Consider the following 24,842-nt stretch of genomic DNA (forward strand, 5'->3'; position numbering starts at 1 on the left):
TCCCATTGACCGAGTAGATCTCAGCCTCATTGCCAAGTGAGCCCCATTCGCCCGAGGGGCCCATTGGCCGAATAGGTTCTATTGCCGAGTGAGCCCAGCCCCCATTGCCGAGCGAGCCCCATTCGCCGAGTGAGTCCCAGCCTCATTGCCGAGTGGGCCCATTGGCCGAGTAGGTCCCATTGGCCGAGTAGGTCCCATTGGCCGAGCGAGCCCAGCCTCATTGCTCTATTCCTCGCCTTTATGGCATCCCCTGCCCAAGAAAGCGGAAATAGAGCAGCCTTGGGCCCTCCCCGCTTACCTCCAACATTGCCGAACAGGCAAAACGTTCGCTCTTGCAAGTCGAACAGAAGCCAGTGGCGCAATTCGCTGCTCTATTCCCCACATTTGATGCCGTGGAATCCCGAAATGCGAAGAATAGAGCAGACGCATGGAAAACCAGCGCCATTCGATGGCCATTCGATGGCCATTCACTGCTCACTCCATTCGCTCGGCTCCTCATGCGCATCAAGTCGACGAAGGGCACGGAACAGACGAATCCGCCGATGAGATATTCGAATACGCAAAGGACGGTGGCATCTTCAACGGGTCAACCGATAAGGACAAGCGCGATCGCATCGAAAACGCTGCGGAGCTGTTCTCGTGGGTTGAGGAAAACTGCGGATTCAAACAAACGGTATACACGGCGCTCTGCGGATTCAAATAAACGGCATGCGGTGCTCTGCGGATTCAAGCAAACGGTATGTGCGGTGCTCGGAAGTTGCCGCAACTGTCCTGGCGCAAATCAACTTGGCCGAACGCTCATCCATACGGACGATAGCAACGGGCGCTCGCTGGCAACACGCTGTGCCCCCAGCGCATCGAGCCACGGGCACATGCTAGGTAACGTCGACCCCGCCGACGGCCCTACCCTCAGCGCATCGAGCCACCGGAGGGCTGCATTTTGCAGCAAAACGCCCCGTCCGATGTGGACTGCCTCCCGTTTCTCGTGTCCAGGAAACGGGAGGCAGTTCAATTGAGGACGGGGCGTTGTCGTTAGTGGCGGATTTCTACAGCGATCCCAGGTCGTAGGGCGTGGTCTGATAGACGTAGTAATTCAGCCAATTCGTGTAGATGAGCTGGCCCTCCGCGCGCCAACTCACGATGGGCGTCTTGGTGGGGTCGTCGTCGGGATAGTAATTCACCGGCACCTTGATGGCCTTGCCTTTTGCCACATCGCGGTCATATTCCAGCTTGAGCGTGTCGCGGTCGTACTCGGGGTGGCCGAACACGAAGAAATGCTTGGAATCGGTGCTCTTGGCGATAGACACGCCGCATTCGTCGGAATAGGCGATGACCTCGAGCTTCAGGTTGGCCACGATGTCCTCGTAACGCGTTTCAGAATGGCGCGAGTGCGGCATCATGGACACGTCGTTGAAGCCGCGCACGAGCGGCGAGGACGGCTTGAGCAGACGGCTTTCGAACACGCCGAAGCACTTCTCGTCCAAATTATGCTTGGGCACGCCGTAGTGATGGTAGAGCGCGGCCTGAGCACCCCAGCACACGTGGAACACGCTGTGTACGTTGGTGAGCGTCCAATCCATGATCTCCACCAGCTCGGGCCAATAGTCCACCTGCTCGAATTCGAGCGTCTCCACCGGCGCGCCCGTGATGATCATGCCGTCGTAGCGCTGGTCGCGCACCTCGTCGAACGTGCGGTAGAACGTCTCCAGATGGTCGGCTGAGACGTTCTTGGATTGATGGCTCGCGATGCGCAGCAGCTCCACCTCGATCTGCAGAGGCGTGTTGGACAGCTTGCGCATGATCTGCGTCTCGGTGACGATCTTGGTGGGCATGAGATTGAGCAGCAGCACGCGAAGCGGACGAATGTCCTGATGCATGGCGCGATGCTCGGTCATAACGAAAATGTTTTCGCCCTCGAGGATGGAGGTCGCAGGCAGCGCGTCGGGAATACGAATGGGCATTTGAGGCTCCTTGCCGATGTGCGGTTTTAGTCGTGCGTATTGTAACGCGAATTCACACGAGCACGCCTGAAAGCACATTTTCGCTCCTCATGAGCTTGCCGTGCCCCATGGACGCATCCCGGAGCGCACGGGGATGCGAACTCCCAGCAATCCACCCACTCCAAAAGCCACCGCGTGAAAAACAGAGCAGCTCCAGGAATCCACGACCGACACAGCACACAGCACTCTCGCGCGTTTTTGCAGTATCATGCGCCATGCGAACAATTGCTGGCTTCGGCACGGGAGGCACCATGATCGATTTCAATGAGGAATGGAAGCAACTCCAGCTCACACGCGCGCCGCTCAAAAATTCCGCGCACTGGACGAAAAAATCCGCCCGCTACGACAGCAAAGACAAACGCAACCTGTACGCCGAAGCGTTCCTCGATCTCGCAAACGTGCAGCCCGGAGACGTGATATTCGACATGGGCTGCGGCACCGGAGCCCTCGCCGTCCCGCTGGCGAAGGCCGGACACGAGGTTTACGCAGCCGACTTCAGCGACGGCATGCTGGCGAAACTCGGCGAGAACATGGCGATCAACAACGTCGACTCCATAACCCCCATCAAGATGAGCTGGGGAGACGATTGGGGCGCGTACGGCATCGAAGACAATATGGCCGACATCGCCATCGCATCTCGCTCAATCGCCGTCGCCGACCTCGAAGGCGCGCTTGTCAAGCTCACCCGCACAGCCCGACGCCGCTGCTGCATCACGCTCACCACTGGCACTTCGCCCAACGTGGACCCGCGCCTCCTGAAGGCGATCGGCGTGCCCGTCTCCCCTACCCGCGATTACCTCTACGCGTTCGGCATCCTCGCGCAACAAGGGTTCGAGCCCACGGTGGATTACATCCACTCCACGCGCAAGGACACGTTCGACACCCAGGCGGAGGCGCTTGAGGATTTCACGCGGATGATCGACGCCTCTAACCCTTCGATGCCCGCCCCCGAGCGCGAGGCCGCCGTGGCACGACTCGACGCGTGGCTATCCGAGCACATCGTGGAGAACCCCGACGCGGGAATGCCCGACAAGAAGGGCGTTCCCGAAGGACTTTTATGTCTGGACGTTTTGCGTGTGGTGTCGTGGGCGTTCATCGCCTGGGATACCCAAATCGATTCGCCCTACTGATTCCTGCAAGCACCTCGCATGCGTCCCACGCATACGCTCGCGCCCGCGCATGGCATGGCGACGGCAGCCACGGCGGCAAACCTCGTCGGGCCACATGCTCGCGCCCGCGCATGACATGGACGCCCACGTGATTCCTGCAAGCATCTCGCATGCGTCCCACACATGCTCTGTATATGCGCCTTGATGCGATATATACTTTATAGGAAACAATTCGCCCGTTCGAAAGGATCGATATGGCAGAACCATCTCCCTCAATGATTTCGCTCGAAGAGGCCCAGGCGCTCGTGCGCTCGCACGTGAGCCCGCTCGAGACGGAAATCGTACCCTTGCTCGATGCTGCGGGCCGCGTTGCCGCAGCGGACCTGATGAGCGACATGGACGTAAGCCCCTTCGCTCATGCGGCGATGGACGGCTTCGCTTTGCATGTCGCGGATATTGCGCAGGCGTCTCCCGAATCGCCCGTCGACCTTGACGTTATCGCCGAAGTCCCTGCGGGCGGCGCCTTTGAGGGCACGATTGAGCCCGGCCAGTGCGTGCGTATCATGACCGGCGCGGCGCTGCCCTCCGACGCCGACGCCGTGGTCAAATACGAAATCGTGGACTACCTCGGCTCCAACGGCATGCCCGGCAGCCGCGTGCGTTTCACCGCCCCCGCCAAGCCTCGAGCGAACATCCGCGAAGCCGGCGAAGAGGCCAAGCAGGGCGAAGTGGTCGTGCGCGCCGGCGAGGTCATCAAATCTGCCGGCGTAGGCTTTCTCGCAGGATGCGGCGTAACGGAGGTGCCCACCTACCGCGCCCCCCGCGTCGCCATCATCTCTATCGGCAGCGAGCTCGTGCCTCCCACGGAGCGCCCGGGCATAGGCCACATTCGCAATTCCAACGGATACGCGCTTGCGGCATGCGCGCGCGAGGCAGGCGCGGTGCCCACGATGCTGCCCATCGTTCCCGACGACCTGGACGAACTCACGCGCATGGTGAAAGATGCCTGCTCGAAGTTCGACTTCGTGGTCACCTCGGGCGGCGCATCCAACGGCGACTTCGACTTCATAAAACCCGTGGTAGAAACCCTCGGCGAGCTGTACATGACCACCGTGAACATGCGACCGGGCAAAGCGCAGACCTTCGGAGTGGTGGACGGCACGCCGGTGTTCGGGCTGCCCGGCAATCCCGCCGCCGCCTACATGGGATTCGAACTGATTATCCGCCCCGCACTGCTGGCTATGCAGGGATATACCCAGCTTGAGCGCCCGCACATCCAAGCGCGCCTCACCGCCGACAAGAAGAAGAAAGACCCGCGCCGCCTGCTCATGCGAGCCACCATCACCCGCGGCGAGAGCGGCGACCTTGAAGTGACGCCCGCGGCCAACCAGAGCTCGGGGCTGTTCGGCGTGATTCAGCGCAGCAACTGCGTGGCCGTCATCCCCGAAGGAGTTACCCAGGTGCATGCGGGCGACGAGATCGAATGCATCCTCTTGGACGTCGATGAAGGGGTGGTGCTGTAATGCCGCACAATCACGAGCATACGCATGAAGGTGCGGGCGAACACATGCACGAGCACGGTCACAAGCACGAAGAGCCCAAGCCTACGTTTGCGATCATCACCTGCTCGGACACGCGCTCCGAGAAAGAAGACACCGCCGGCGCCGCCCTCGAGGCGCTCATCGCCGAACGCGGCTGGGCATGCGTCGAGCGCGTTGTGGTGAAGGACGACCGCCCGACCATCGCCGAGAACATCGCGCGCCTGGCCGACAATCCGCAGGTGGACGTAGTTCTCACCTGCGGTGGCAGCGGCCTATCCCCCCGCGATGTGACCCCCGAGGCCACGCGCGACGCATGCGAACGCGAGGTGCCCGGCATCGCCGAAGGCATGCGCGCCTACAGCATGCAGTTCACTCCGCGCGCCATGCTCTCGCGTGCCATCTGCATGCAGCGCGGCAACACGCTGGTGATCAACATGCCCGGCAGCGAAAAGGCAGCACGGGAGAACTGGGCGGGCGTCGCCGACGTACTCCCCCATGCCGTAAGCATGATGGCCGGAGGCGGACACTAATTGTTCCGCCGTTCTACCGAACGGAGGAACCACTCCATGAGACGCTGCGACGTTACGCGCGACGAGAGGCCGAATCTGGCCCCTTGTGCATGGCGCTTCACGTACCTTAAACCCTCAGGTCCGCTATAGAAACAGCGAGGCCCGCTCTCGTGCCGGAGATTCGGTGCGAGAGCGGGCCGCAACGTCGCAGCGTCTCAAGCGTCGTTGCGCTGTTCGTCAGAACGGCGCAACTATTGGCGTAGCCACAACCCGGTTTTCCCGCCGTCTTTCTTCAGCAGACGCACATCCATGATCTCCATGCCGCGGTCGACCGCCTTGCACATGTCGTACACGGTGAGGCAGGCCACGCTTGCCGCGGTAAGCGCCTCCATCTCAATGCCCGTTTTGCCGGTGACGCCGCAGGTGGTGGTCACGCGAATACCCACGCGGCCGTCTTCGCGCTCACCTTCGAACACAGGCTCGCATTCCACCTTGGCCTTGGTGATATTGAGCGGGTGGCACATCGGGATAAGCTCGCTCGTCTTTTTGGCGGCCATCACGCCCGCCACGCGCGCGCACGCCAGCACGTCACCCTTGGCGGCCTTGCCCTCCACGATCAAATCAAGCGTCTCGCGATGCATGCCGATGAATCCTTCGGCCACCGCCACGCGCTCGGTATCGGGCTTGGCGGAAACATCCACCATCCGCACCTCGCCCTTTTCATCAATATGCGTAAGCTCACCCATGATTCCTCCTGTAAATAACTTCTAGGTCGCCGTAAAGTCAGCGAGGGCGAATCTGGCGAGTCGGATTGGCTTGAGCAAGGAGCGAAGCGTAGCAGCGCTACGTGAGCGACGCGTGAAAGCCAAGCCGGCCGCCAGATTCAGCCGCAGCGGCGGATGGTCCGCCGTTCGGCAGAACGGCGGAACCTTTAGCCGCCTATCTGAGACATGTTACGTTCAGTGCCAACTTTGTTGTGATGCTCGTCAGGTTTGATGCGCAGGGCTTCGGCGAATGCGGCACGCACCCCCTCATCGTCGCCCCTACGCAGCGCATCGCGCACATCAAGCTCCACGTCGGAGAACAGGCACGGACGCAGTTTGCCGTCGGCCGTGAGGCGCACGCGGTTGCACTGCGAGCAGAAATGATTCGACATGGCCGAGATGAACCCAACCGTACCCTTCGCCCCCGGGAACTCCCAATAGCGCGCCGGGCCCCAGCCAAGCGGGCTGTCGCCGCCGGCGGGAACGAGCTCAGGCAGCCCCGCCTCGCGCGCCTGCGCGTTAATCGTTTCCAGCACTTCTTCGTTGGGCACCACGTCATCCGGGCCCCAACCGCAGCCTGCAACGCCGGCGGAATCCCCCACCGGCATGTATTCGATGAAACGCACATGCAGCGGCCGGTCCATCGACAGCCGCGCGAACGCAAGATAGTCCTGATTCAAGCTGCGCACGGTGACGGCGTTGATCTTCACGGGGTCGAACCCCGCCTCAAGAGCCGCGGCAATGCCATCAAGCGTCTCGTGGAGATGGCCGCGGCGCGTGATGTAGGCAAACTGATCCTCTTCAAGCGTATCGAGCGAAATGTTCACGCGCGAAAGCCCCGCACGTTTCAAATCGCTCGCCATCTTGGGCAAGAGCACCCCATTGGTTGTCAGCGACACGTTCTCTATGCCGGGCGTGTTCGCCACGTCGCGCACAAGGTCGACAACGCCTTTGCGTACGAGCGGCTCGCCGCCGGTCAAACGTACGCTCTTGATGCCCAGGTCGGCCGCGATGCGCACCAGATGCGCAATCTCCTCGATGCGCAGGATTTGCTCATGCGGAAGGCTGACCACGCCCTCCTCGGGCATGCAGTAAATGCAGCGATAGTTGCAGCGATCGGTTAGCGAGATGCGCAGATATTCAATCGTACGCCCCAGATGGTCTTTCATGGAACCCCTTTCGAAACGCTCGCATAGTACCACGAACGAGAATAACTGTGAACGTGCAATGCATGAAGAAGAGGGGTGAAGCGTCCGCCCGCTACCTCGTCACAAGATACACCGCCTCAGAAGGGATGCGAATAAGCAGCTCGTCGCCCTCCTCGGGCAGTTCCCCCGACTCCACCTTGAGCTTATCCACGCGCCACTGCAGATGCGTGCGGAGGAACTTCATCGTCTCATCCTCCTCGGCAACATCATGCAAGCGCTGCGGCGATTGCTCGGCATCGAGAAAGCCCAGCATGACGGTGCGCTCAAAGCGCGAATCGCTCACGCGGTCGGCACGCATGCGAAACACGTTCTCGCCCGGCTTATCGGCGCGCTGGAGGTAAAACGCGCGCACGCCGAAATAGCGCACGTCGCGCGGCACCTCATGTGCGCACGTTACGCGAATGCCCCACTGAGGCAGTCGCACCGTGGAAGCGTTCACGAACTCCGCCTCCGTGGTGTTCTTGCAGCCCGAAAGCTTGATGGCGGCAAGCGAGCCAGGATTATCCACAATGGCCTGGTTCGACCCGATTTCATCGATATGCCCGCCATCCACCACCGCAATGCGATCGCAGAACCGAAACGCCTCGTCGATATCGTGGCTCACATAGAGCACCGTGCCTTCGAATTCTTTGAACAATCCGATGAGGTTTTGCTCGAGCGAGCTTTTCAGATGGGAATCGAGCGCCGAGAAAGGCTCGTCGAGCATCAGGATACCGGGGCGCGCCGCGAGCATGCGGGCAAGCGCTACACGCTGCTGTTGACCGCCAGAGAGCTGCGCCGGGTAGCGCGCTTCCAGGCCCTCGAGCCCAAAACGACGCATCTGCGACGCCACCATGCTTTCCCGATCGGCCGTCGATACATCCTTCCCGATGCCCGCCGCAACGTTCTGAACGACCGTCAGATTGGGAAACAGCATGTAGTTCTGGAATAGGAGCGCGGTCTTGCGCTGCTGGGGCGTCAGATCGACCTTCGCGCGCTTGCCTGGCGCGCGGTCGAAGAACACCTTGCCGTTCACCTCGATGCGCCCCTCATCGGGCCGCTCTATGCCGGCGATGCAGCGCATGGTGAGCGACTTGCCGCAGCCCGAGGCGCCAAGAAAGCCGAGAACCTCATTGTCCGCCTCAAACGCAACGTCCAGCTGGAAGCCGCCCATATTCTTTTTGATATCAACTTTCAGGCTCATGCGAACCCCTCGCTATTCCTCGATTGCCTGGCGGCGATACTTCGTCGTACGTTTGCTCCAAAGATTGATGAACAGGATGACCAGGAAGCTGAACACGATGACCACGCAGGTCCAGAACAACGCCGTGTCCATATCGCCGCCCATCCATTCGAAGTAGATGGCGATGGGGATGGTGCGCGTGATGCCCGCATAGTTGCCCGCCAGAAACAGCGTGGCGCCGAATTCGCCCAGCGCGCGGGCGAAGGCAAGCACCGTGCCGGCGGCAATGGAGCTCCACGCCAGCGGCAGCATCAGCCTGAAGAAAATGCGCCCATTGCTCCAACCAAGCGTGCGCGCCGCATCGAGCATGGTGGGGTCGATTCCCTCGAACGCGCCGCGCGCACTGCGATACATCAGAGGAAACGCTACCACCACTGCCGCGATAACCGTAGCCGGCCAGCTGAATACGAGCGAGAAGCCGTGGTCGATGAACCAGCGCCCCACAGGGGAGTTGTTGCCCAAGGCAAGCAGCAGCACGAAGCCGCACACCGTAGGGGGCAGTACCATGGGAATGGTGAAAATCGTGTCGGCGATATCTTGGGCTCGTTTGGGAATACGCAAGCTGAAATACGCCGCCGCGAGCCCCAGAATGAAGATGAATACGATCGCCACGCCGGTGGTCTTAAGCGTCACCCACAGCGGGCTCCAATCCAAATTCGCCAAGAACTCGCCGAACGCGGCGAGCCCCGTAGCGGGAGGCACAATGTTCACGGCAGAGGGATCGACCACATGGGCGAAGTCGACATACTCGGGTCGCGCCTCGTTGTTGGTGTCGGCGACTATATCGCTTCCATCGGCGCCCATGACCGTCACGTAGTAGCGCTCTTCGCCAGCGCTCACGCCGAAAGAATACACGATGCCGTCTTGCTCCACACTCTGCCCCGTCGTGAACGTCCAGGGCACCTCATCGCTCAGCACCACGCCCCCGTTAACCGCAGCGCTATCGAGCGCAATGAGATAGCTCTGCACCAGGCTCAAGTCATCGGGGTCTTTCGTGTCGATGAAATCGGTCGCCTGCTGGGGAATGCGCACGATCACGCCGCCTTCGACAGCGACGGCCACCAGATAATCATCGCTTGCGCCCTGGTAGTACGCGTATCCGATGTAGGTGCCGTCCACATCGCGGTTGGAGCCCTTCTGGGCGCGCGAAAAATCGTCAAACGCAAACGAAGCGCCGGATGCAAGCGCCGCCTCGCCCTCCTCGGACACCGCCACATCCACCCCATTCGCTGACCCCTGGGACACATCCCCCTCTCGCGGCTCATCGACCCACGCGCACAGGGGAAGCGCCGCAAGCACGAGAACGCTTGCAAGAATCATTGCTGCGATACGTTTTCTCATACAGACCCCTTCAGAAACCCTGCGCGAAAGCCAAAGCGACCGCACGCCACCCGCGCTCCCTGAATCGCACGTGCGGCCTCGTGCAACGCTCGCCAGACCGCCATTCAAGCGCAGATGGCCCGACGTGCAATGCGCCGGGCCATACGGCGGCACAGAATCCGCCTATCTGTTCGAATCGGACTGCCCCAAGCTCATGCTATGCGAGCTCGAAGCCCCATTCCTGCCAGATCTTCAGCGCGTCTTCATCGCTTACGGCCCAATCGAGGAAGGCCTGGGCGGCATCGGCGTTCTCGGTGTTCGCGCACACGGCGGCAGGATACACGATGGCCTTGCAGGCATCGGCGGGAACGGTGCCCACGATCTTCACGTTGCCGAAGCGATACACGTCGGAGCTGTACACGAAGGCCAGGTCGACGTCACCGGTGTTGGCGTAAGAGCACACATCGCCCACCGACTTGCCCTCGGTCACCTTGCCCTCAAGCGGAGTGCCGTCAAAAGTGCCGCCCTTGCCGTCGGATTCGGCGCCCACGGTGCCTTCCTCATCAACCCAGGCGCCCACGGTGGACAGAGCCTGCTTGGCGTAGTTGCCGGCGGGCACGTTGTCATCGCCCACGGCGATCTTGTAGTCGCCGGATGCAGCCTCTTCAAGCGTGATCTCATCGATGTCGGAATCGGTACCGGCCACGATCACCAGGTCGTTGGTAAACATGTCGAAGCGGGTGGACTCATCCACATAGCCCTCTTCCACGGCGGTATCCATGGTGCCCTTGGAAGCGGTGATCTCGATGTCGGCAGTAGCGCCGCCGCCCAGCATCTCGTTCAGCGTGCCGGAAGCCTCGTACTGCGTATCGGCGAAGGTCACGCCGGTCTGCTCGGTATAGAGCGCCTGCACCTCATCGAGCGCCTTCTCCAGCGAGTTGGCGGCGAAAATCTGCAGCTGCACCTGCTCCTGAGGCTCGGCGGTCTGCTCAGCGGCCTGGCCCTCCGCAGGCTGAGCCTCCTCGGCGCTGTTGGACGAGCAGCCAAACAGCCCGAAAGAGCCTACCATGATGGCGGCCATGGCGGTAGCGCCGGCAAGCTTGAACTTGCGCGTATTAAGCATATTCCCTCCCTGCTCAAAAAACGGATATGCGCTGCGAAAAATACGCACATATATTACTCGATAAAGTATATTCCTGTTGAAGGATAATTCAAGATGATATTTTCATTCGGGGCAAGTGGGAGGGGGGACGGATGCTTATCGGGCATCCCGACCAGCGGCATGCCCGATGGCGGTGAGCGCGAAGGAAGGGGCGGATAGTTAACGCACGTCCCGGCCCCGTCCGACGCAACGCTCGACGGCCATTCCGCCTCGATTGCACCATGCCGCCACACCGCGAGGCCGCAAGATGGTATGATTAAATGGATTTCGCAGGACAGGCGTGAGTTTTGCGCACCATGCGAATGAACGGTACTCAACGAGGAGGAACGTATGGCAAGCACGTTCTCGGATATGACGCCTCAAATCAAGCTGAGCTTCGTGGGCACCGCGGCCGAGGACGCGGTGTTCGGACGCGGCGTGGCGGCCTTGTGCCGCGGCGTGCGCGAATACGGCTCGCTTAACAAGGCCGCAAAAAACATGAGCATGGCCTACAGCAAGGCGTGGCGCATTATGAAAACCACGGAGGAGGCCTTCGGGGTGCAGCTGCTCGAGCGCGACGGCGCCCATGGCTCCACCCTCACTCCCGAAGGCGATCGCCTGCTCGACGCCTACGAAGAGGTGCAGCGTCGCACATCCGCCTACGCGGCGGCCGCGCTGAAGGAGCTTCTCGCCGAATAGCCCGCCCTTAAGCATCTTAAAACGAAACGGCTCGCCGAAGGCGCCACCGCGCCTCAGCGAGCCGTTTTGCATGTTCGGTTAAGAAGAGAACGGTTCGGCGCAAGCCCTAGCTTCGCCAGGCGCCTCCGATGCCGCGCTTCCGTTTGGCGCCGCGCATCGACACCGGCTCAAGCTCCAAAACCCGCGACGCTTCGATGTCGTGCGACACGGTGATCGCACGCCCTATGCACACGTCGGCGCACGTGCCGCATCCCACGCAATCCGACAGGCGGAATTCCAGGCACTCGAGCTCCTTCGCACCTTTTGCTGCGGGGCGCCCGGGTTTTTTCGGAGCATCGCGCAACACCTTGGAAAGCGCCCCCGTAGGGCAGAACGTCGCGCACACGCCGCAGTTATCGCATTTTTCGGGATCCATGGTCACGCTGCCCCACTGGTGCGACGCAATCGTCACGTTGTCGGGCTCCCCCATCTCGAACAGGCTCTCTAAAAGATCCTCATGACGAGGGATGGGGCCATGGGGCAGGCAGCCGTCCTCGCCCACCTTGAGCGTGTCGCGCAGCGTCGCATGCTCCTTGGCGATACCAAGCTCCTTCTCGATGCCGTAGGTCGCGGCCTCCGTGGCAAGATTTTTAGCCTGCGATTTCACGCCCGTGAAAAAGCCGCGACGCGAAACGCCGCCCGTTGCCTGCTCGCGGTCATGCGCCGCAAGCTCCTGCGGCACAGCGTCCAGCCGCGAAACGCGCACATCGCTTCCCCATGCCTCAAGCAGCGCATTGGCCTCATCCGCCGTCGCATCGATGTGCGGCACGGCGGCGCGGAATTTGCAGGTGGAGCATCCGCCGTCGATAAGCGCAATGCTCTGAGCCCCGCGTGCGGCCGCACCGACAAGCGAAGGCACGTCCACGCGCCCCAGGCACAGCACCTCCGCCACGCGATCCACGTCGGCCGTCTTGCGCGCCGCCACACGACCGCAGATCACGGCGGCCATGCCTCCGTTGGCATCCATGGAGCGCGCCAGGCCTTCTGCCAGCTGCTCGTCGGACGGCTTGTCGCACACGATGGCCTGCGTGGGGCATGCCGCCGTGCAGGTGCCGCAACCCGTGCATTTCTCGCCGTCGATATCGATGGAATTGCCCTCAACCGTGATGGCGCCCGACGTGCAGGCATCGGCGCACCTCGTGCAGGAGGCGTTGCGGTTGCGCACCTTCACGCAGCGCGCTGGCTCGATATGGAGCGCCTTGCTTTCCAGCCGCTCCAGTATGTCAACCATATCCACGATAGACGGCATAGGCTATCGATCTCCGTTCTCCTGAATCATCTGTTCGGCGTGCGCAAGCTCTTCGGGCGTATTCACGTTCACGAAGCACCCGCCGAAAGGCGCGGCGTCTTTCACCTCGTCGCGCGTGAACTCGCGTATGCGTATGTCGCCGAAGAAATCCTTGGCGCGCGAATCGCCACGCTTGAGCGCCTCCTCCGCAGCGGGCAGGCACGCGTCCACCCGATAGAGCGCATGGAACGGCTCGTAGCCATTGGCGTTGCGGGGAATCACGGCGTCGACGCCTTCGCGCTGGGCGATACGCGCCTGGCTGTAAACGAGGGCCGGCGAGGCGAACACCATGTCGCATGCCACCAGCGCAACCAGCGGATAGGTGGCCGATGAGAGCGCCGTGCAGATGCCGCGCAGCGCGCCGCGCACGTCATAGACGTCGGTCGCAAGGCGCACGGGGCAGCCCAGGTCGAGATCGTCCAGAAAGCCAAGATTCTGCGGCTCGTTGGTGGTTATGAGAAGTTCATCCGCCACCGGGGCCAAACGCATGGCGATGCGCTCGAGCAGGGGTCTACCCAGGAAGGGCACGGTCGCCTTCGACCTTCCCATGCGGCGCGATTCCCCGCCCGCCTGAATTGCCACGGTCACCTTGGGGCGAACGTAGCGCTCCTGGAGGTACGCCGCGATGCTCGGCACGTCGTCAAGCCCGAACGCCGCAATGCCGCGCCTCCGCGCCGCCTGCGCCGCGCGTTCGTTGTCCGTCGCCACCGCTACGGGAACGCCGCCGCGCACCGTGCCACGGCTCACGAACTCCTCGATGGCCTCGGAATCGCGCTCGTTGGCCGAACGCATCACCTCGATGGTATCCAGCCCGCTTTGTCTATACCCTTCCACGATCACGATGTCGTGCCCGGGCATGCTGGCAACCACCTCGTCGCACTCCGGCTCGCGGTCAAGCTCGGTCACGCGCGCCATCAAATCGGGGGCCACGATCACCACGTCGTGCGATCCGGCGCGACGATGACGGTACGAATCCTTTCCGGGGTAATCGATGTCGAACCCGCAGTGGCCGTGATGCTTGACGCTGCCCACGTCGACGCCCTGGGCAGCAAGATGCGCGATGACCTTCTCTATAAGCGTGGTCTTGCCGGAATTGTGCCGCCCCACGAACGCGACCGCGGGACTCGGCCTGGTATAGATAAGCGTCATGCGGGTCCTCCCCTTTGCTCTTCCGCATGCCGGGCGCAAAGGCGCGCCCCATCCTGTAAGAAGAGCGGCCCACAAGACCGCTCCCCTTGAACTCCAGTCGTGCATATACTACGCGTACAACACAGACGATGCCAGTGCTAAATCGGCCGCCTCGGCCGGCCCCATGCACCAATCGCCCCGCTGCGTTTAGGCGTAGATCTCGCGCTCTTCCACGAGATCGTTTTTGATATGCCCCACCAAACGCTGCAACGCGTCGATGGCATGGGGGCGAATATCGGCCCCGATAAGCACATACATAAGCGATTCGCCCACCGGCACCTCGCCCTCGTTGAGCCACACGCGCACATAGTACACGCCCGGCCAGGTGAGCGCCTCGGCCACAGCAGCGTCCAGGCCTTCGGCATCGTAGGAAAAGTCGACCGCCGTGACGCTTCCCAGCGCCTCGCCAGCCGCGCGTTCCTCATCGTTTTGCGCACGGACCTGCGCCTTGGGCGTTGCCCGCACGATCCCGTTATGCGTGAGATACATTCCCACCTGGCTGGCTTGCGGATCTTGCTTCGCTTCTGCCAGCCAAGCGTCGATTGAAGGATACGGCTTCATTGTCACCCTTTCTCCTCGTTCGTGTGACCGCGCTATCCTAGCACAAGAATAGTAGCGAGGCAGCAACCCTTGGCGCGGAATGACAACGAACGCATTTCTTCGAGAAGAACCCGAGAGGGCATCGCGAGGCACCTTGGCCGTGCCGGGACGACTGAGCGCAGCGGCACCTAGACCGTCGCAGACAAAGGCCGTTGCTCCGTGCGCACGATCGAAAGCACCCGCGCGTCTTGGACGCCGCTCTCCTTGACCATGGCGTCGAGCAGGACATCGGGACGGAGGCTTCCGGTTTTTTTGGCCTCCAGCTCAAAAGCCAGAACGCATTCGCCGCCTTGGCCATCTTCCGCCCCGAACCGCATCGAGCGAATGAACTCGGCAGGATGCAGCACCTTCTCCTTCTTCTTGCGCACCACCACGATCTGCTCGGGCACACGCAGCGCGTTCGCCGGCACGCTGAGGCGCACTTCGTAGCGCGAAATGGGAAATGCCACGCTAGCCGCCGCCTCGCCCGTCTGCAGGTAGCGAGCAGCGCGCGGCATCAAATCGGGCGCGCTGGCCCGCTGCAGCCGCTCAAGCGCCTCCTGCGCCGGCACGTACTCCGTAAGCGACACATCGAAGATCTCGCAGATGCTTTCCACCCCCACCGGAAGAGCTGCGCCGAATGCGATCTTCATATGGGGCGAGAATCCCTGCGTCACAGCGTACGGCAAATCGGCCCTGCGCACGGCGCGCTCAAGGGCGCGGGCGAGCTCGAGGTGAGAGAGCATCCCCAAGCGACCTGACTTGTTGAACGTCACGCGAAGGCGAAAATCAGCCATGGCGCACCTCCTGGGTCTGGATGCCGGAATACGGCGTAGGGCAGATTCCGCACACCGAGCATGCGCCCATCGTGCAGTCGGGCGTGGTCTTTTCCTTGAACGCCAGCTTGCGTTCGCGCTCGAGAAACTTTCTCGTCACGCCCGCGGAAAGATGCGCCCACGGAACCGCATACGAGGTGTCCCATTGCGTTTGCGCCACGCCTTCCATCGACACGCCGCACTCTTCACATGCGCGCCGCCATGTTTCAAGGCTGAAAAACTCGGTCCATGCGTCAAAGCGCGCTCCGCCACGCCATGCCTCCTCGACGACACGAGCGACCGCACGGCCGCCGCGGCTCATCATGGCCTCCACGAGCGACACATCGGGCTCATGCCAATGCACATCCACCGCCTTATACTTCACGCTGCGGCGCAGAAGATCGATCCTGCGCTGCGCCTCCTCCGGCGCGATCTGCCCGTCCCACTGGAACGGAGTGGCGGCCTTGGGCACGAACAGCGCGCAGCTCACGCTCATGCGCACGTTGCCGCGCTGATTCTCGGGCACGGCCCGCTTTGCGCGGTCATAAGCACGCTGGGCGAGGCTCGCGATGCCTTTGATATCATCGTCGGTCTCGGTGGGAAGCCCGATCATGAAGTAGAGCTTGCAGCGTCGCCAGCCGGCGGAAAACGCCGCATCGATGGCGCCGAACAGATCGTCCTCGGTCACGTTCTTGTTGATCACATCGCGCAGACGCTGCGTACCCGCCTCGGGGGCGAAGGTGAGACCGCCGCGCTTGCCGCCAGCCACAAGCTCCGCCATCTCCACGCCGAAGGAATCGAGGCGCTGGCTGGGAATAGACACCGAGATGCCGCGTCCGTCGAGCGCGTGGTTCAATCGACGCAGAATCTCTTCGATCTGGCTGTGGTCGGTGGAAGAGAGCGACATCAGGCTCACCTCGTCGTAGCCTGTCTCCGCAAGGCCCCGGCACACGGCCGACACGATGTTGTCGGCGCTGCGCTCACGTACGGGGCGATACATCATGCCGGCCTGGCAGAACCGGCAGCCGCGCGTGCAGCCGCGCAGGATTTCCACGTTCAGGCGGTCATGCACCACCTCGGTGAACGGCACGATGGTGGGCTCGTAGGCATCCGATTCCGCAAAACCCTCCCAGATGCGCTTCTCGATGGTTTGCGGGATGTCGTCGAAAACGGGGCGCACCCAAAAGCCCGTCCTTTGCGCCTCCTCTTCGGATACCTCCTCGTAGAGCGAGGGAACATAGGTGCCCGGCACCTTCGCCATCTCATGGAGGATGTCGGCGCGAGAGGCCCCCGCCGCCTTCATGGAGCGATGCAGCTGCAGAAGCTCGGGCAGGGCCTCCTCGCCCTCGCCCAGCATGATCACGTCGAAGAACGGCGCATAGGGCTCGGCGTTGAAAGCGCACGGGCCGCCCGCCATGATGAGCGGGTGCGCATCGTCGCGCTCAGATGAGTGCAGCGGAATGCCCGCCAGATCGAGGAATTCCAGCACGTTGGTGGCGGCGAGCTCGTGCGGCAGCGTGATGCCCACCGCATCGAACTCGGCGACGGGCGCACAGCTCTCGAGCGAGAACGCAGGGATGCCGCACTCGCGCATAAGGTCGCACATGTCGGCCGCGGGCAAAAACGCGCGCTCGGCCGCCATGCCCTCCACCGCGTTCACGCAGTTGCACAGGATGCGCACCGCCTGGTTGGCTTGACCGAGCTCGTAGGTATCGGGATAGGTCATGCAGAAGCGGTAGGCAGCCTCGGGCTTGTATGTGCAGCCCCATTCGTGGTTGATGTAGCGCGCGGGCCGTTCGATACCGCGGCCAGCCTCGCGAATGAGCCCCTCGATGCGGGGCCAAAGATCGGTCATGGTTCCCTCGTTTCCTGCGAGCGCCCCGCGAAACCGGGGCGCTCGATTCTTATCCTGCGATGCAAAGCACGTGCGAGGGGCGCTCGACATGCGCCGGGAACGCTCCCCGGCGCGTCCAAACGCCGCTAGCGCGTGCGGGATGCGCCCGCCGCCTGCCCTGCGGCACTCGCCGCCGCCTGAGCAACGCGCGTGATTTTCTCGGGGGCGGTACGCACGGCGTCCTTGGCTTTCGCGCGCAGCGCGCTTGCCGCCTGACGGCCCAGCTCCTGAGCCGCGCCTTTCGCCGCGCGCCCGGCGCTCGTGTTCTCGGCGGCCTGCATCGCGGCATCGCGCGCCTCGGCCACCACCGCGGCGATGCCCGCCACACTGCCGCCGTGCTCGAAGTACTCGATGGCCGCGCGGCCCATCGCCGCCGTGCCCGCATAGCCGATACCGGCCTTGATGGCCCAGCCCAACGCAGGCACCACGCCCACCAGCTGGCGCGCAGCCGCGCGGCAGGCAAAGCCCCCGCCTACCACTGCAGCAAGCTCGCGGGCCCGCTCCACGGTGAGCGGCTGTCCATACGCCGCGGCAATCTGCAGCACCATCTTGGCCTGGTTGAGCGTCATGATGGGAAGGTCGGCGCCGGGGATGAACGCGACGAAGCCCACGCCCGCGTTTTGCATGGAGGTGGAGCGCACCGATTCCATAGAAAGCGGTTTGCGCACGAAATCAAACGCCTGGGCGAACGCGAGACGCTTCGTGCGGAAGCACGCCACCACCCACTCGCCCATACGCTCCGAAAGCTGCTCGGCAACCTGAGGGGTCAACGCGTACGGCTCAAGCGACAGCGGATCGTCAGGCTGCCAGCCGGGAATGGGCGGCACGTCGTAGGAGACCTCCCCCGCCCCGTCGCTCGACACAACCACGGGCTCGGCGAGCGTCACCACGTCGCCGTCCTCGATCACAGGGGCCACCAGGTCGCCCTCGGGGATGGGATAGCCCTGCTCGATGGCCGTTTGCTCGACCACCTGCGGAAGCGTGGTCACAACGAGCGCAGGAATGCCAGCGTCGCGAACCCTGCGCGCGACAAGGCCCACCTCGCGCGTCACGCCGGCGGCGATTACCGCCATGTCGCTTTTGGCATCGAACACCGCGGATGCATCGGAAAAGTAATTCACAGACACGCGCGCCTGGGGGCTCGCGCTCGCGAAGCCCGAGCGTACGAACGCCACCAGATCGGCGGGAGCCGCCTCGTCAAGCAGAACCGATACCGTGATGGGCACCGACCGCGCCGCCTCGACGTCCATAGCCTCCTGGAAGACGGCCATCAAGTCTATGGGAATCTTCATGCGCACTCCTTTACTTATGAGCGTACACTGAGCCGATCAGGCCCAGCAACGCAAAATTCACCACCATGAACGACGAGCCATAGCTCATGAACGGCAGAGGGATGCCCGTGATGGGCATGAGTCCGATATCCATGCCGATGTTCTCCATGATCTGGAACAGCCACATGCCGATCACGCCGCACACCACAAGCGTGCCGAACAGCGTGGACGCACCCCGGGCTATGCGGCAGCATATCAGGATGAGCGCCAGATACAAGCCGAGCAGCACCATGACCCCCAGAAAACCGAACTGCTCCGCCAGAACGCAGAAGATGAAGTCGGTGGGAGCCTCGGGCAGAAAGCCCAAGGACGACTGGGTTGCGTTGCCGAGCCCCTTTCCGAACAACCCTCCGCTACCGATTGCGATCATGGCCTGCTGCAGGTTGTAGCCGCTGTCAGAGGTGTCGGCGGAAGGGTCCAAGAACACGAGCAGGCGGTTACGCTGATACTGCTGGAGCAGTTTGTATTCGCCCGTCGCCTGCTTGATGACCTCGTCCACCGCGAACACCGCGGCGATTGCCGCAACGAACGCTCCGAGCGTGATGAGCAGGTACTTCAAGCGCGCTCCGCCCATCACGAGCGCCACGGCGCCGATGACCAGATACACCAGGCCCGTGCCCAGGTCGGGCTGGGTCATGATGGCGAGAAACGGAATGGCGATATAGACGAGCGCCTTGATGTAGGCACGGGGGTCGTCCAGCCTGCCGCCGTAGCGCGCCATAACGCTCGCGTCCAGCAGGATCACCGTGACCTTGGCGAACTCGCCCGGCTGAATCTGCATGCCCACGTTGATCCACGAGGTGGCGCCCATGGTGGTCACGCCGATCACCGGCAGATGCGGAGAGAGGATGAGCGCGACGTTGATCACCAAGAGCACCGTGGTGAACCCCGCCAGCTGGCGATAGTCGATGCGGTACATGATGAGCATGGCGATAACGCCCAGCCCCACGCCCATGAGCTGGCGAGAGAAGGAGTAATCGGGATCGCCCTGGATAGCCGACCAAACCGTTACCAGGCCGTACGCCAAAAGGACGAGCGTAACCAGCACGAGCGGCACGGGTATGGCGGAAAGGATCCCCCGTCTGGCGCTCGCAGGCTTGCCGTCGGACCCCGGCATGGTGGAGCCCACATAGGAACCCTGCGGCGTGCGAACGCGATCGATTTCGTTATATCCTGCCATCTAGTCAACCCTTCCGGCGCCGGTGCCCTTGTATTCGACGGACTCGGTGATCTCGGCCGTAGGCGTGACCTCCTGCTCGAGCTTGCCCTCGCCCAGCTTGATGCAGGCGTCCATCACCTTGGCGGCAATGGGGCCGGCCACGCTTCCGCCCGAGCCGCCCTCCTGAATCACGCATGTGACAACGTATTTCGGGTTGTCGTAGGGCGCATACATCGCGAACCATGCGTAACCGTCGTGATCGGCCCATTCGCCGGTACCCGTCTTACAGGCGCATTCGTAGCCGTAATCGGTGAACAGGTCGGGCACATCGGCGTCTTCGGTGGCAACGCCGCGCAAGGCGTCGCGCATCACGTCGAGCTCTCCCTTCACGGCATCGGCGATCTCGCGCATGGCGGAACTGCCGGTGATGACCGTCTCGCCGGAGGAGTTACGCGCCTCCTTGAACAGCGTAGGGGTAGGCAGGCTGCCCGTAGCGATGCCCGCATATCCCACCGCGAGCTGCAGCGGGGTGATCTGCACGTCGCCCTGGCCGATGACCAGGTTGGTCATGTCGCCCGGCTGCCATTGGCCCGATTCCGGCACGTTGCTCCAATACTCGCGCTTCCATTCGGGCGTGGGCACAACGCCGTCGATCTCGCCGATGAGCTCAATGCCGGTCTTGCTGCCAAAGCCGTATTCTTTGATGTAGTCCTGCATGGCGGTTTCGCCTATGCTTGAACTGGCGTTATAGAAATCAGCCGCTATCTGGTAGAACACCGTATCGCACGACACCACCACGGCATCGCGCAGGCCGATGTCGCCATGGCCCGTGGTAAGCCAGCAGTTCTGCGCATACGAATCGCCCCAGCCCGTCCATGTGCCCGTGCAGTTCCAGGTGCGGCTCGTATCGGCGAACCCGTAATGCAGGCCCGCCATGCCGGTGAACGCCTTGAACGTGGAGGCGGCGGGGAAGCCGCCCGCGATGCAGCGGTTGAGCAGCGGGTCGTGCGAATCCTTGTCTTCGTAGGCGCCTTGATTGGTATAGCGATCCCAATCGTCGGTGGACACGCCGCCCACGAAATGCGTAGGGTCGAACGTGGGGAAATTCGCCATGGCGATGATATTGCCCGTATCAACCTCCATGGCCACGAGCGCCGCCTCGGTGCCCGTGCCGCCGCCGATGACGCCATCGGGGGCGATGAGCTTCTCGAACTCCTCCTCGGCGATCTTTTGCACCTTAGCGGAAAGCGTCAGATAGACGTCGTTGCCCTGGGTTGCCGCCGTTTCGCTGCGCACCTCGCGCACCGTGCCGTCGGCATCGGCCACCACTACGCGCTCGCCATGCGTTCCGGCAAGCAGGCTCTCATAGGCCTGCTCCACGCCGCTCGACCCCACCTCGTCGCCGCTTTCGTACTCGAGGCCCTCGGGCGGATTGGCAATAGCCTCCTCGGATGCGCTCGAGGTATAGCCCAAAACCGCGCCCGCCAGCGCGGCGTACGGGTATACGCGCTTCGTGCGCTGTTCGATGGTAACGCCCGGAAACGCATCGGGATGCTCCTCGATGAACGAGATGTCGCGGAAACGAGGGTTGGACATCACCTCGCGCTGAGCCTGGGCGCCGCCCGTGGAGTCTTGGATGCGCTGACGAATGACCGCATGGGGCACCCCAAGAAGCGCCGAAAGGCGCAGGGTCACATTGCGGTTGTCGGCCACATCGGCGTCGGCGAGGATGGTGGGAGCCGTCTCGTTGTCCACCAGCACGATGCCCTCGGTGTCAAAGATGCGACCGCGTGGCGCCGGCGTTTTCACCGTGGTGAACTGGTTGCCCTGCGCCGCCGTCACGTACTGCTCGGAGGAGAGCACCTGCATGCTCCAAAGCTTGGCGGTGAGACTGCCGAACACTGCCGCGATGAGCACGCCCAGCGCGATGAAGCGCGACCTGAGCCCGCCCTGCGCGCGCCCCTTCGACGCGGCGGCAGGCGAGGTGCCTTCGCTTACCGAAGCACCCGCCTTGCGGGTTTGGAACGGCGTGCCCGACCCGATGGACGACACCGATTTGGGAACGGAACTCTGCGGCTTCACGCTGCGCGACCGCATGAACAGGGCGAGCGCGATACCCGCCACGATGATGACCACGAGCGCGGTGATGATTGCTTCTACCATGACATCACCGACCTAACGCAGACGAACGGTGGACGACGTGGGCGCGTTGTGCGATGGGGCGCTGCGCGCGAGCACGAACGACAGAAGCGGCATGATGATGAGCACTATGGCGCAGTCGTAGAGGGCGCATGGCAAGGCGCGCAAAAGCAGCGCATCGACCGCAGGCACCCCCGCCGTAGCAATATAGAAAAATGCGTAAATAGCCTCCACGATGAGCGAAGCCGCCATAGATATGAGGAGCGACGCGGTAACGGTTTCATTGCCGAAGAGCGACGAGGCGCGAGAGGCGATGAGAGCCGCAAGCGTGAGCAGGGCAGCCATAGAGCCCACCGTGCCGCCGTTCGACAGATCGCTTACCAAGCCCAGAACGAACGCGATCACCACGATAGCGTCGGACTGGCGCAGCATGGCCGCCGTGGCCACGAAGGCCAGCGCGAAATTGGGCATGGCGCCCAGAACGGCAATATTGGGCGCGAGCACGCATTGCAGCACGAACGCGGCAATGCCCCCGACTATCAGGACCACGGTCTCGCGCATAGGCTATTCGCCTTCCCCGGATTCATCGACAGAGCCCTCGCCATCGGTGCTCGAAGCGTCGGCGTTCGTGTCGCCCGAATCGCCGGCGTCTTGCGACCCCGACTGGCTATCGGAACCCTCGGACGAGGAGGAGAACACTACCGTGACCTCCTCCAGCGCGCTTACGGTGGAGAGAGGCGACACGATGATGGTACGGTCGGAGGTGCCGGCCTGGTTGACCACATTGGTCACGGTGCCGATGGTGATACCGGCGGGATAGCTTCCGCCCATGCCCGAGGTGACCACCACATCGCCCACTTCCACCTGGACCGAATCGTCGAGATATTCGAGGTAGAGAAGCCCGTCGACGGCGCCCTTGACCACGCATTCGTCGCGCGAGGACTGCAGATACGCCGAAACGCCGCTCTGGGGATCGGTGATGAGACGCACGCGGCACGTGAGCGGCGAGACTTCGGTCACCTGGCCCACCAGACCGCTCGGGCCCACCACGGCCTGGCCGGGCTCCACTCCGCTGTTGCTCCCCACGTTCACCGTAATCTCACGCGAGTATGCATCCGACCCCGTACCGATCACGCGTCCCGTGGCGCCGCTGATCTGGTATTGGCTCTGGATATCGAGGAGCGCGGTCAGGCGCTCGTTTTCCTGGCGCAGCTCCTCCATCTGCACAAGCTGGTCGCGCAGCTGGGCGTTTTCCTGTTGAAGCGCGGTGTAGGAAGAATCGGAAACGGTGGCGTTTTCCACCGCATCGCCCGCGCCGTCTGCCGCATACGCCACACCCGCGCCGGCAAGCTGCAGAGGAGCGGTCACCATGCCGGCGATGCTCTGGACCCTATGGAGAGGACCGTCCTGCCCCTCGCGCGCGTATACGGTAGCGAGCGCCACAGACACGACAAGCAGCACGATGACCAATGCGGTGCCGCTTAAGGGAGCCGCCTTCTTTTTGGCGGTCGAATGCTTGTTGATTATAGGCATATAACCTCCTCGCCTCATCCGGGCGCTCCGTCTGCCGCAGCAGCCCGCATGCATCGAGCGAAACGCCGCATCGGGGCATTGAGCGAGCGCGCCGCTCATATGGCGGCGCGCGGCAAAGGATTGATTGTTTACTTAGAGCGCATCAATGTCTGTTTGAGCGCCGAAGGGGTCTCGAGCACCTTCAGGCAGCCCATGGCCACATTAGTAAGCGCCGTCTCGCTGGTCCATACAGGAATCTCCAGACGTTGCGTGAGAAAGCGATCAAGGCCCGAAAGCAGGCCACCGCCGCCCGTGAGCAGGATGCCGTTGGAGATGATATCGCTGGCCAGGTCGGGGTTGGTCTTTTTGAACGTCTCCTTGATGTGGACGACCATCTCCTCGATGGGCGGCTGGAGCGCAGCACGCACATCCTCGGACTGGATGGTAACCTCGCGCGGCTGCTCGGTCACCACGTCCTGACCGGAGATGATCATGTCCTTCTCGCGGCCGTCTTCGAACGGCAGGATGGAGCCGATCTTGATCTTGATGATCTCGGCCGTGCGCTCGCCCACCTTGATGCCCAGAAGGTCGCGCAGATACATCGCGATGGCCTCGTCCATCTTGTTGCCCGCGAGGCGCAAAGACGAGCTGGTAACGATGCCGCCGAGAGAGATGACCGCGACCTCCGTGGTGCCGCCGCCGATATCCACGACCATGGAGCCGGTGGGCTCGGTCACGGGGAGATCGGCGCCCATTGCCGCCGCCATGGGCTCCTCGATCAGATACGCCTGGCGAGCGCCCGACTGGATGGCCGCCTCGAACACGGCTCGTTTCTCGACAGAGGTGGCTCCGCAGGGGATGCAGATAACGATGCGCGGCTTTGCCTGCCAGGGATAACGGCGCTCGATGGCCTTGTTGATAAAGGCCGAGAGCATGGCCTCGGTCACATCGTAGTCGGCGATAACGCCGTCGCGCAACGGATGCTCCGCCGAAAACGCATCGGGCGTGTGGTTGATCATCTGCTTGGCCTCGTGGCCTACGGCCAGAACGCGATGGGTGCTGCGCTCGATGGCCACGACGGAAGGCTCATTCAAAACCACGCCTTCGCCGGTGACGGCCACAAGCGTGTTCGCCGTGCCCAAATCGATTGCCAGATCGCACGAAGATGCCCCGCCGAAGCCTCCGGTAAGGTTATGGATGAAATCCATGAACGACATAGAGATGGGTCCTTTTCCGTTTCGTTTCTCTATCTTGCGTCAAGTGGTGCAACGCGAAATCGGTTCTGGCGGAACGGAACGCGCCGTTTGCCGAAACGATGCCGCGCGATATTGCGGTATACGCAAGCAGACATTCTAACACACCGAAAAAAAGGCCCCGCACACCGC

General features: G+C 62.7%; 22 protein-coding genes. 5 read left to right on the top strand and 17 right to left on the bottom strand.

Features of this window, described 5'->3' with window-relative positions; all coding sequences use genetic code 11:
• Positions 1-427: 427 nt before the first annotated feature.
• Positions 428-703, top strand: coding sequence for a hypothetical protein (locus tag DMP06_RS02135; protein WP_123208106.1), 276 nt, complete (start codon positions 428-430; stop codon positions 701-703).
• 343 nt (positions 704-1,046) lie between these two features.
• Here DMP06_RS02135 and metA read toward each other — a convergent pair whose 3' ends face one another.
• Positions 1,047-1,961, bottom strand: coding sequence for a homoserine O-acetyltransferase MetA (gene metA, locus DMP06_RS02140; protein ID WP_123208107.1), 915 nt, complete (start codon positions 1,959-1,961; stop codon positions 1,047-1,049).
• A gap of 290 nt (positions 1,962-2,251) precedes the next feature.
• Between metA and DMP06_RS02145 the strand changes: the two genes are divergently transcribed.
• The 3 genes from DMP06_RS02145 to DMP06_RS02155 all read left to right on the top strand — a co-directional run bounded on the left by DMP06_RS02145 (position 2,252) and on the right by DMP06_RS02155 (position 5,180).
• Positions 2,252-3,130 carry a class I SAM-dependent methyltransferase gene (locus tag DMP06_RS02145; protein ID WP_245962331.1) on the top strand — a complete coding sequence of 293 codons (879 nt, stop codon included), beginning with the start codon at positions 2,252-2,254 and terminating at the stop codon, positions 3,128-3,130.
• 233 nt (positions 3,131-3,363) lie between these two features.
• Positions 3,364-4,632, top strand: a complete 1,269-nt coding sequence (locus DMP06_RS02150; protein WP_123208109.1) for a molybdopterin molybdotransferase MoeA — start codon at positions 3,364-3,366, stop codon at positions 4,630-4,632.
• Positions 4,633-4,676: 44 nt separating this feature from the next.
• Entirely contained in the window at positions 4,677-5,180 is a 504-nt protein-coding gene (locus tag DMP06_RS02155) for a MogA/MoaB family molybdenum cofactor biosynthesis protein (protein ID WP_123208233.1), read from the top strand.
• A gap of 230 nt (positions 5,181-5,410) precedes the next feature.
• Here the strand turns inward: DMP06_RS02155 and moaC are convergent, their stop codons facing one another.
• From moaC to modA, 5 genes are all read right to left on the bottom strand, one after another.
• Complete coding sequence (gene moaC, locus DMP06_RS02160; RefSeq protein ID WP_123208110.1) at positions 5,411-5,905, bottom strand: cyclic pyranopterin monophosphate synthase MoaC; 495 nt, start codon at positions 5,903-5,905, stop codon at positions 5,411-5,413.
• A 185-nt stretch (positions 5,906-6,090) separates the two neighbouring features.
• Positions 6,091-7,092, bottom strand: coding sequence for a GTP 3',8-cyclase MoaA (gene moaA / locus DMP06_RS02165; RefSeq protein WP_123208111.1), 1,002 nt, complete (start codon positions 7,090-7,092; stop codon positions 6,091-6,093).
• A 91-nt stretch (positions 7,093-7,183) separates the two neighbouring features.
• The gene (locus DMP06_RS02170) at positions 7,184-8,314 is read right to left on the bottom strand and encodes a sulfate/molybdate ABC transporter ATP-binding protein (protein ID WP_123208112.1); all 1,131 of its coding nucleotides are present in this window, start codon (positions 8,312-8,314) and stop codon (positions 7,184-7,186) included.
• A gap of 12 nt (positions 8,315-8,326) precedes the next feature.
• Positions 8,327-9,694, bottom strand: coding sequence for a molybdate ABC transporter permease subunit (modB, locus tag DMP06_RS02175; RefSeq protein WP_123208113.1), 1,368 nt, complete (start codon positions 9,692-9,694; stop codon positions 8,327-8,329).
• A 196-nt stretch (positions 9,695-9,890) separates the two neighbouring features.
• Positions 9,891-10,796 carry a molybdate ABC transporter substrate-binding protein gene (gene modA / locus DMP06_RS02180; protein ID WP_123208114.1) on the bottom strand — a complete coding sequence of 302 codons (906 nt, stop codon included), beginning with the start codon at positions 10,794-10,796 and terminating at the stop codon, positions 9,891-9,893.
• Positions 10,797-11,165: 369 nt separating this feature from the next.
• On the opposite strand from modA, the gene DMP06_RS02185 reads away from it, so the two are divergent.
• Complete coding sequence (locus DMP06_RS02185) at positions 11,166-11,513, top strand: winged helix-turn-helix domain-containing protein (RefSeq protein ID WP_123208115.1); 348 nt, start codon at positions 11,166-11,168, stop codon at positions 11,511-11,513.
• Positions 11,514-11,619: 106 nt separating this feature from the next.
• Here DMP06_RS02185 and DMP06_RS02190 read toward each other — a convergent pair whose 3' ends face one another.
• The 11 genes from DMP06_RS02190 to mreB all read right to left on the bottom strand — a co-directional run bounded on the left by DMP06_RS02190 (position 11,620) and on the right by mreB (position 24,674).
• The gene (locus DMP06_RS02190) at positions 11,620-12,801 is read right to left on the bottom strand and encodes a 4Fe-4S binding protein (RefSeq protein ID WP_123208116.1); all 1,182 of its coding nucleotides are present in this window, start codon (positions 12,799-12,801) and stop codon (positions 11,620-11,622) included.
• A 3-nt stretch (positions 12,802-12,804) separates the two neighbouring features.
• Complete coding sequence (mobB, locus tag DMP06_RS02195) at positions 12,805-13,989, bottom strand: molybdopterin-guanine dinucleotide biosynthesis protein B (protein WP_181443009.1); 1,185 nt, start codon at positions 13,987-13,989, stop codon at positions 12,805-12,807.
• 186 nt (positions 13,990-14,175) lie between these two features.
• Positions 14,176-14,589 (bottom strand): molybdenum cofactor biosynthesis protein MoaE, encoded by a 414-nt coding sequence (locus DMP06_RS02200; protein WP_123208117.1) that lies wholly within the window; start codon positions 14,587-14,589, stop codon positions 14,176-14,178.
• A gap of 167 nt (positions 14,590-14,756) precedes the next feature.
• Positions 14,757-15,404, bottom strand: a complete 648-nt coding sequence (locus DMP06_RS02205; protein ID WP_123208118.1) for a TIGR03936 family radical SAM-associated protein — start codon at positions 15,402-15,404, stop codon at positions 14,757-14,759.
• On the bottom strand, positions 15,397-17,277 hold the full coding sequence (locus tag DMP06_RS02210) for a TIGR03960 family B12-binding radical SAM protein (protein WP_123208119.1): 1,881 nt from the start codon (positions 17,275-17,277) through the stop codon (positions 15,397-15,399). Before DMP06_RS02210 ends, DMP06_RS02205 begins: the two co-directional genes overlap by 8 nt.
• Before the next feature lie 125 nt (positions 17,278-17,402).
• Positions 17,403-18,608: a YcjF family protein gene (locus tag DMP06_RS02215; protein WP_123208120.1), complete on the bottom strand. Its 1,206-nt coding sequence runs from the start codon at positions 18,606-18,608 to the stop codon at positions 17,403-17,405.
• Positions 18,609-18,618: 10 nt separating this feature from the next.
• Positions 18,619-19,827: a rod shape-determining protein RodA gene (gene rodA / locus DMP06_RS02220; protein ID WP_123208121.1), complete on the bottom strand. Its 1,209-nt coding sequence runs from the start codon at positions 19,825-19,827 to the stop codon at positions 18,619-18,621.
• A complete protein-coding gene (mrdA, locus tag DMP06_RS02225) occupies positions 19,828-21,969 on the bottom strand; it encodes a penicillin-binding protein 2 (RefSeq protein ID WP_123208122.1) in 2,142 nt (713 codons plus the stop codon).
• Positions 21,970-21,981: 12 nt separating this feature from the next.
• Positions 21,982-22,506 (bottom strand): rod shape-determining protein MreD, encoded by a 525-nt coding sequence (mreD, locus tag DMP06_RS02230; protein ID WP_123208123.1) that lies wholly within the window; start codon positions 22,504-22,506, stop codon positions 21,982-21,984.
• A gap of 3 nt (positions 22,507-22,509) precedes the next feature.
• Complete coding sequence (gene mreC / locus DMP06_RS02235) at positions 22,510-23,478, bottom strand: rod shape-determining protein MreC (RefSeq protein ID WP_123208124.1); 969 nt, start codon at positions 23,476-23,478, stop codon at positions 22,510-22,512.
• Between the two features lie 128 nt (positions 23,479-23,606).
• Positions 23,607-24,674: a rod shape-determining protein gene (mreB, locus tag DMP06_RS02240; RefSeq protein WP_123208125.1), complete on the bottom strand. Its 1,068-nt coding sequence runs from the start codon at positions 24,672-24,674 to the stop codon at positions 23,607-23,609.
• Positions 24,675-24,842 lie beyond the last annotated feature (168 nt).

It is taken from the genome of Slackia equolifaciens (assembly GCF_003725995.1).
In the GTDB taxonomy this organism is placed as follows: domain Bacteria; phylum Actinomycetota; class Coriobacteriia; order Coriobacteriales; family Eggerthellaceae; genus Slackia; species Slackia equolifaciens.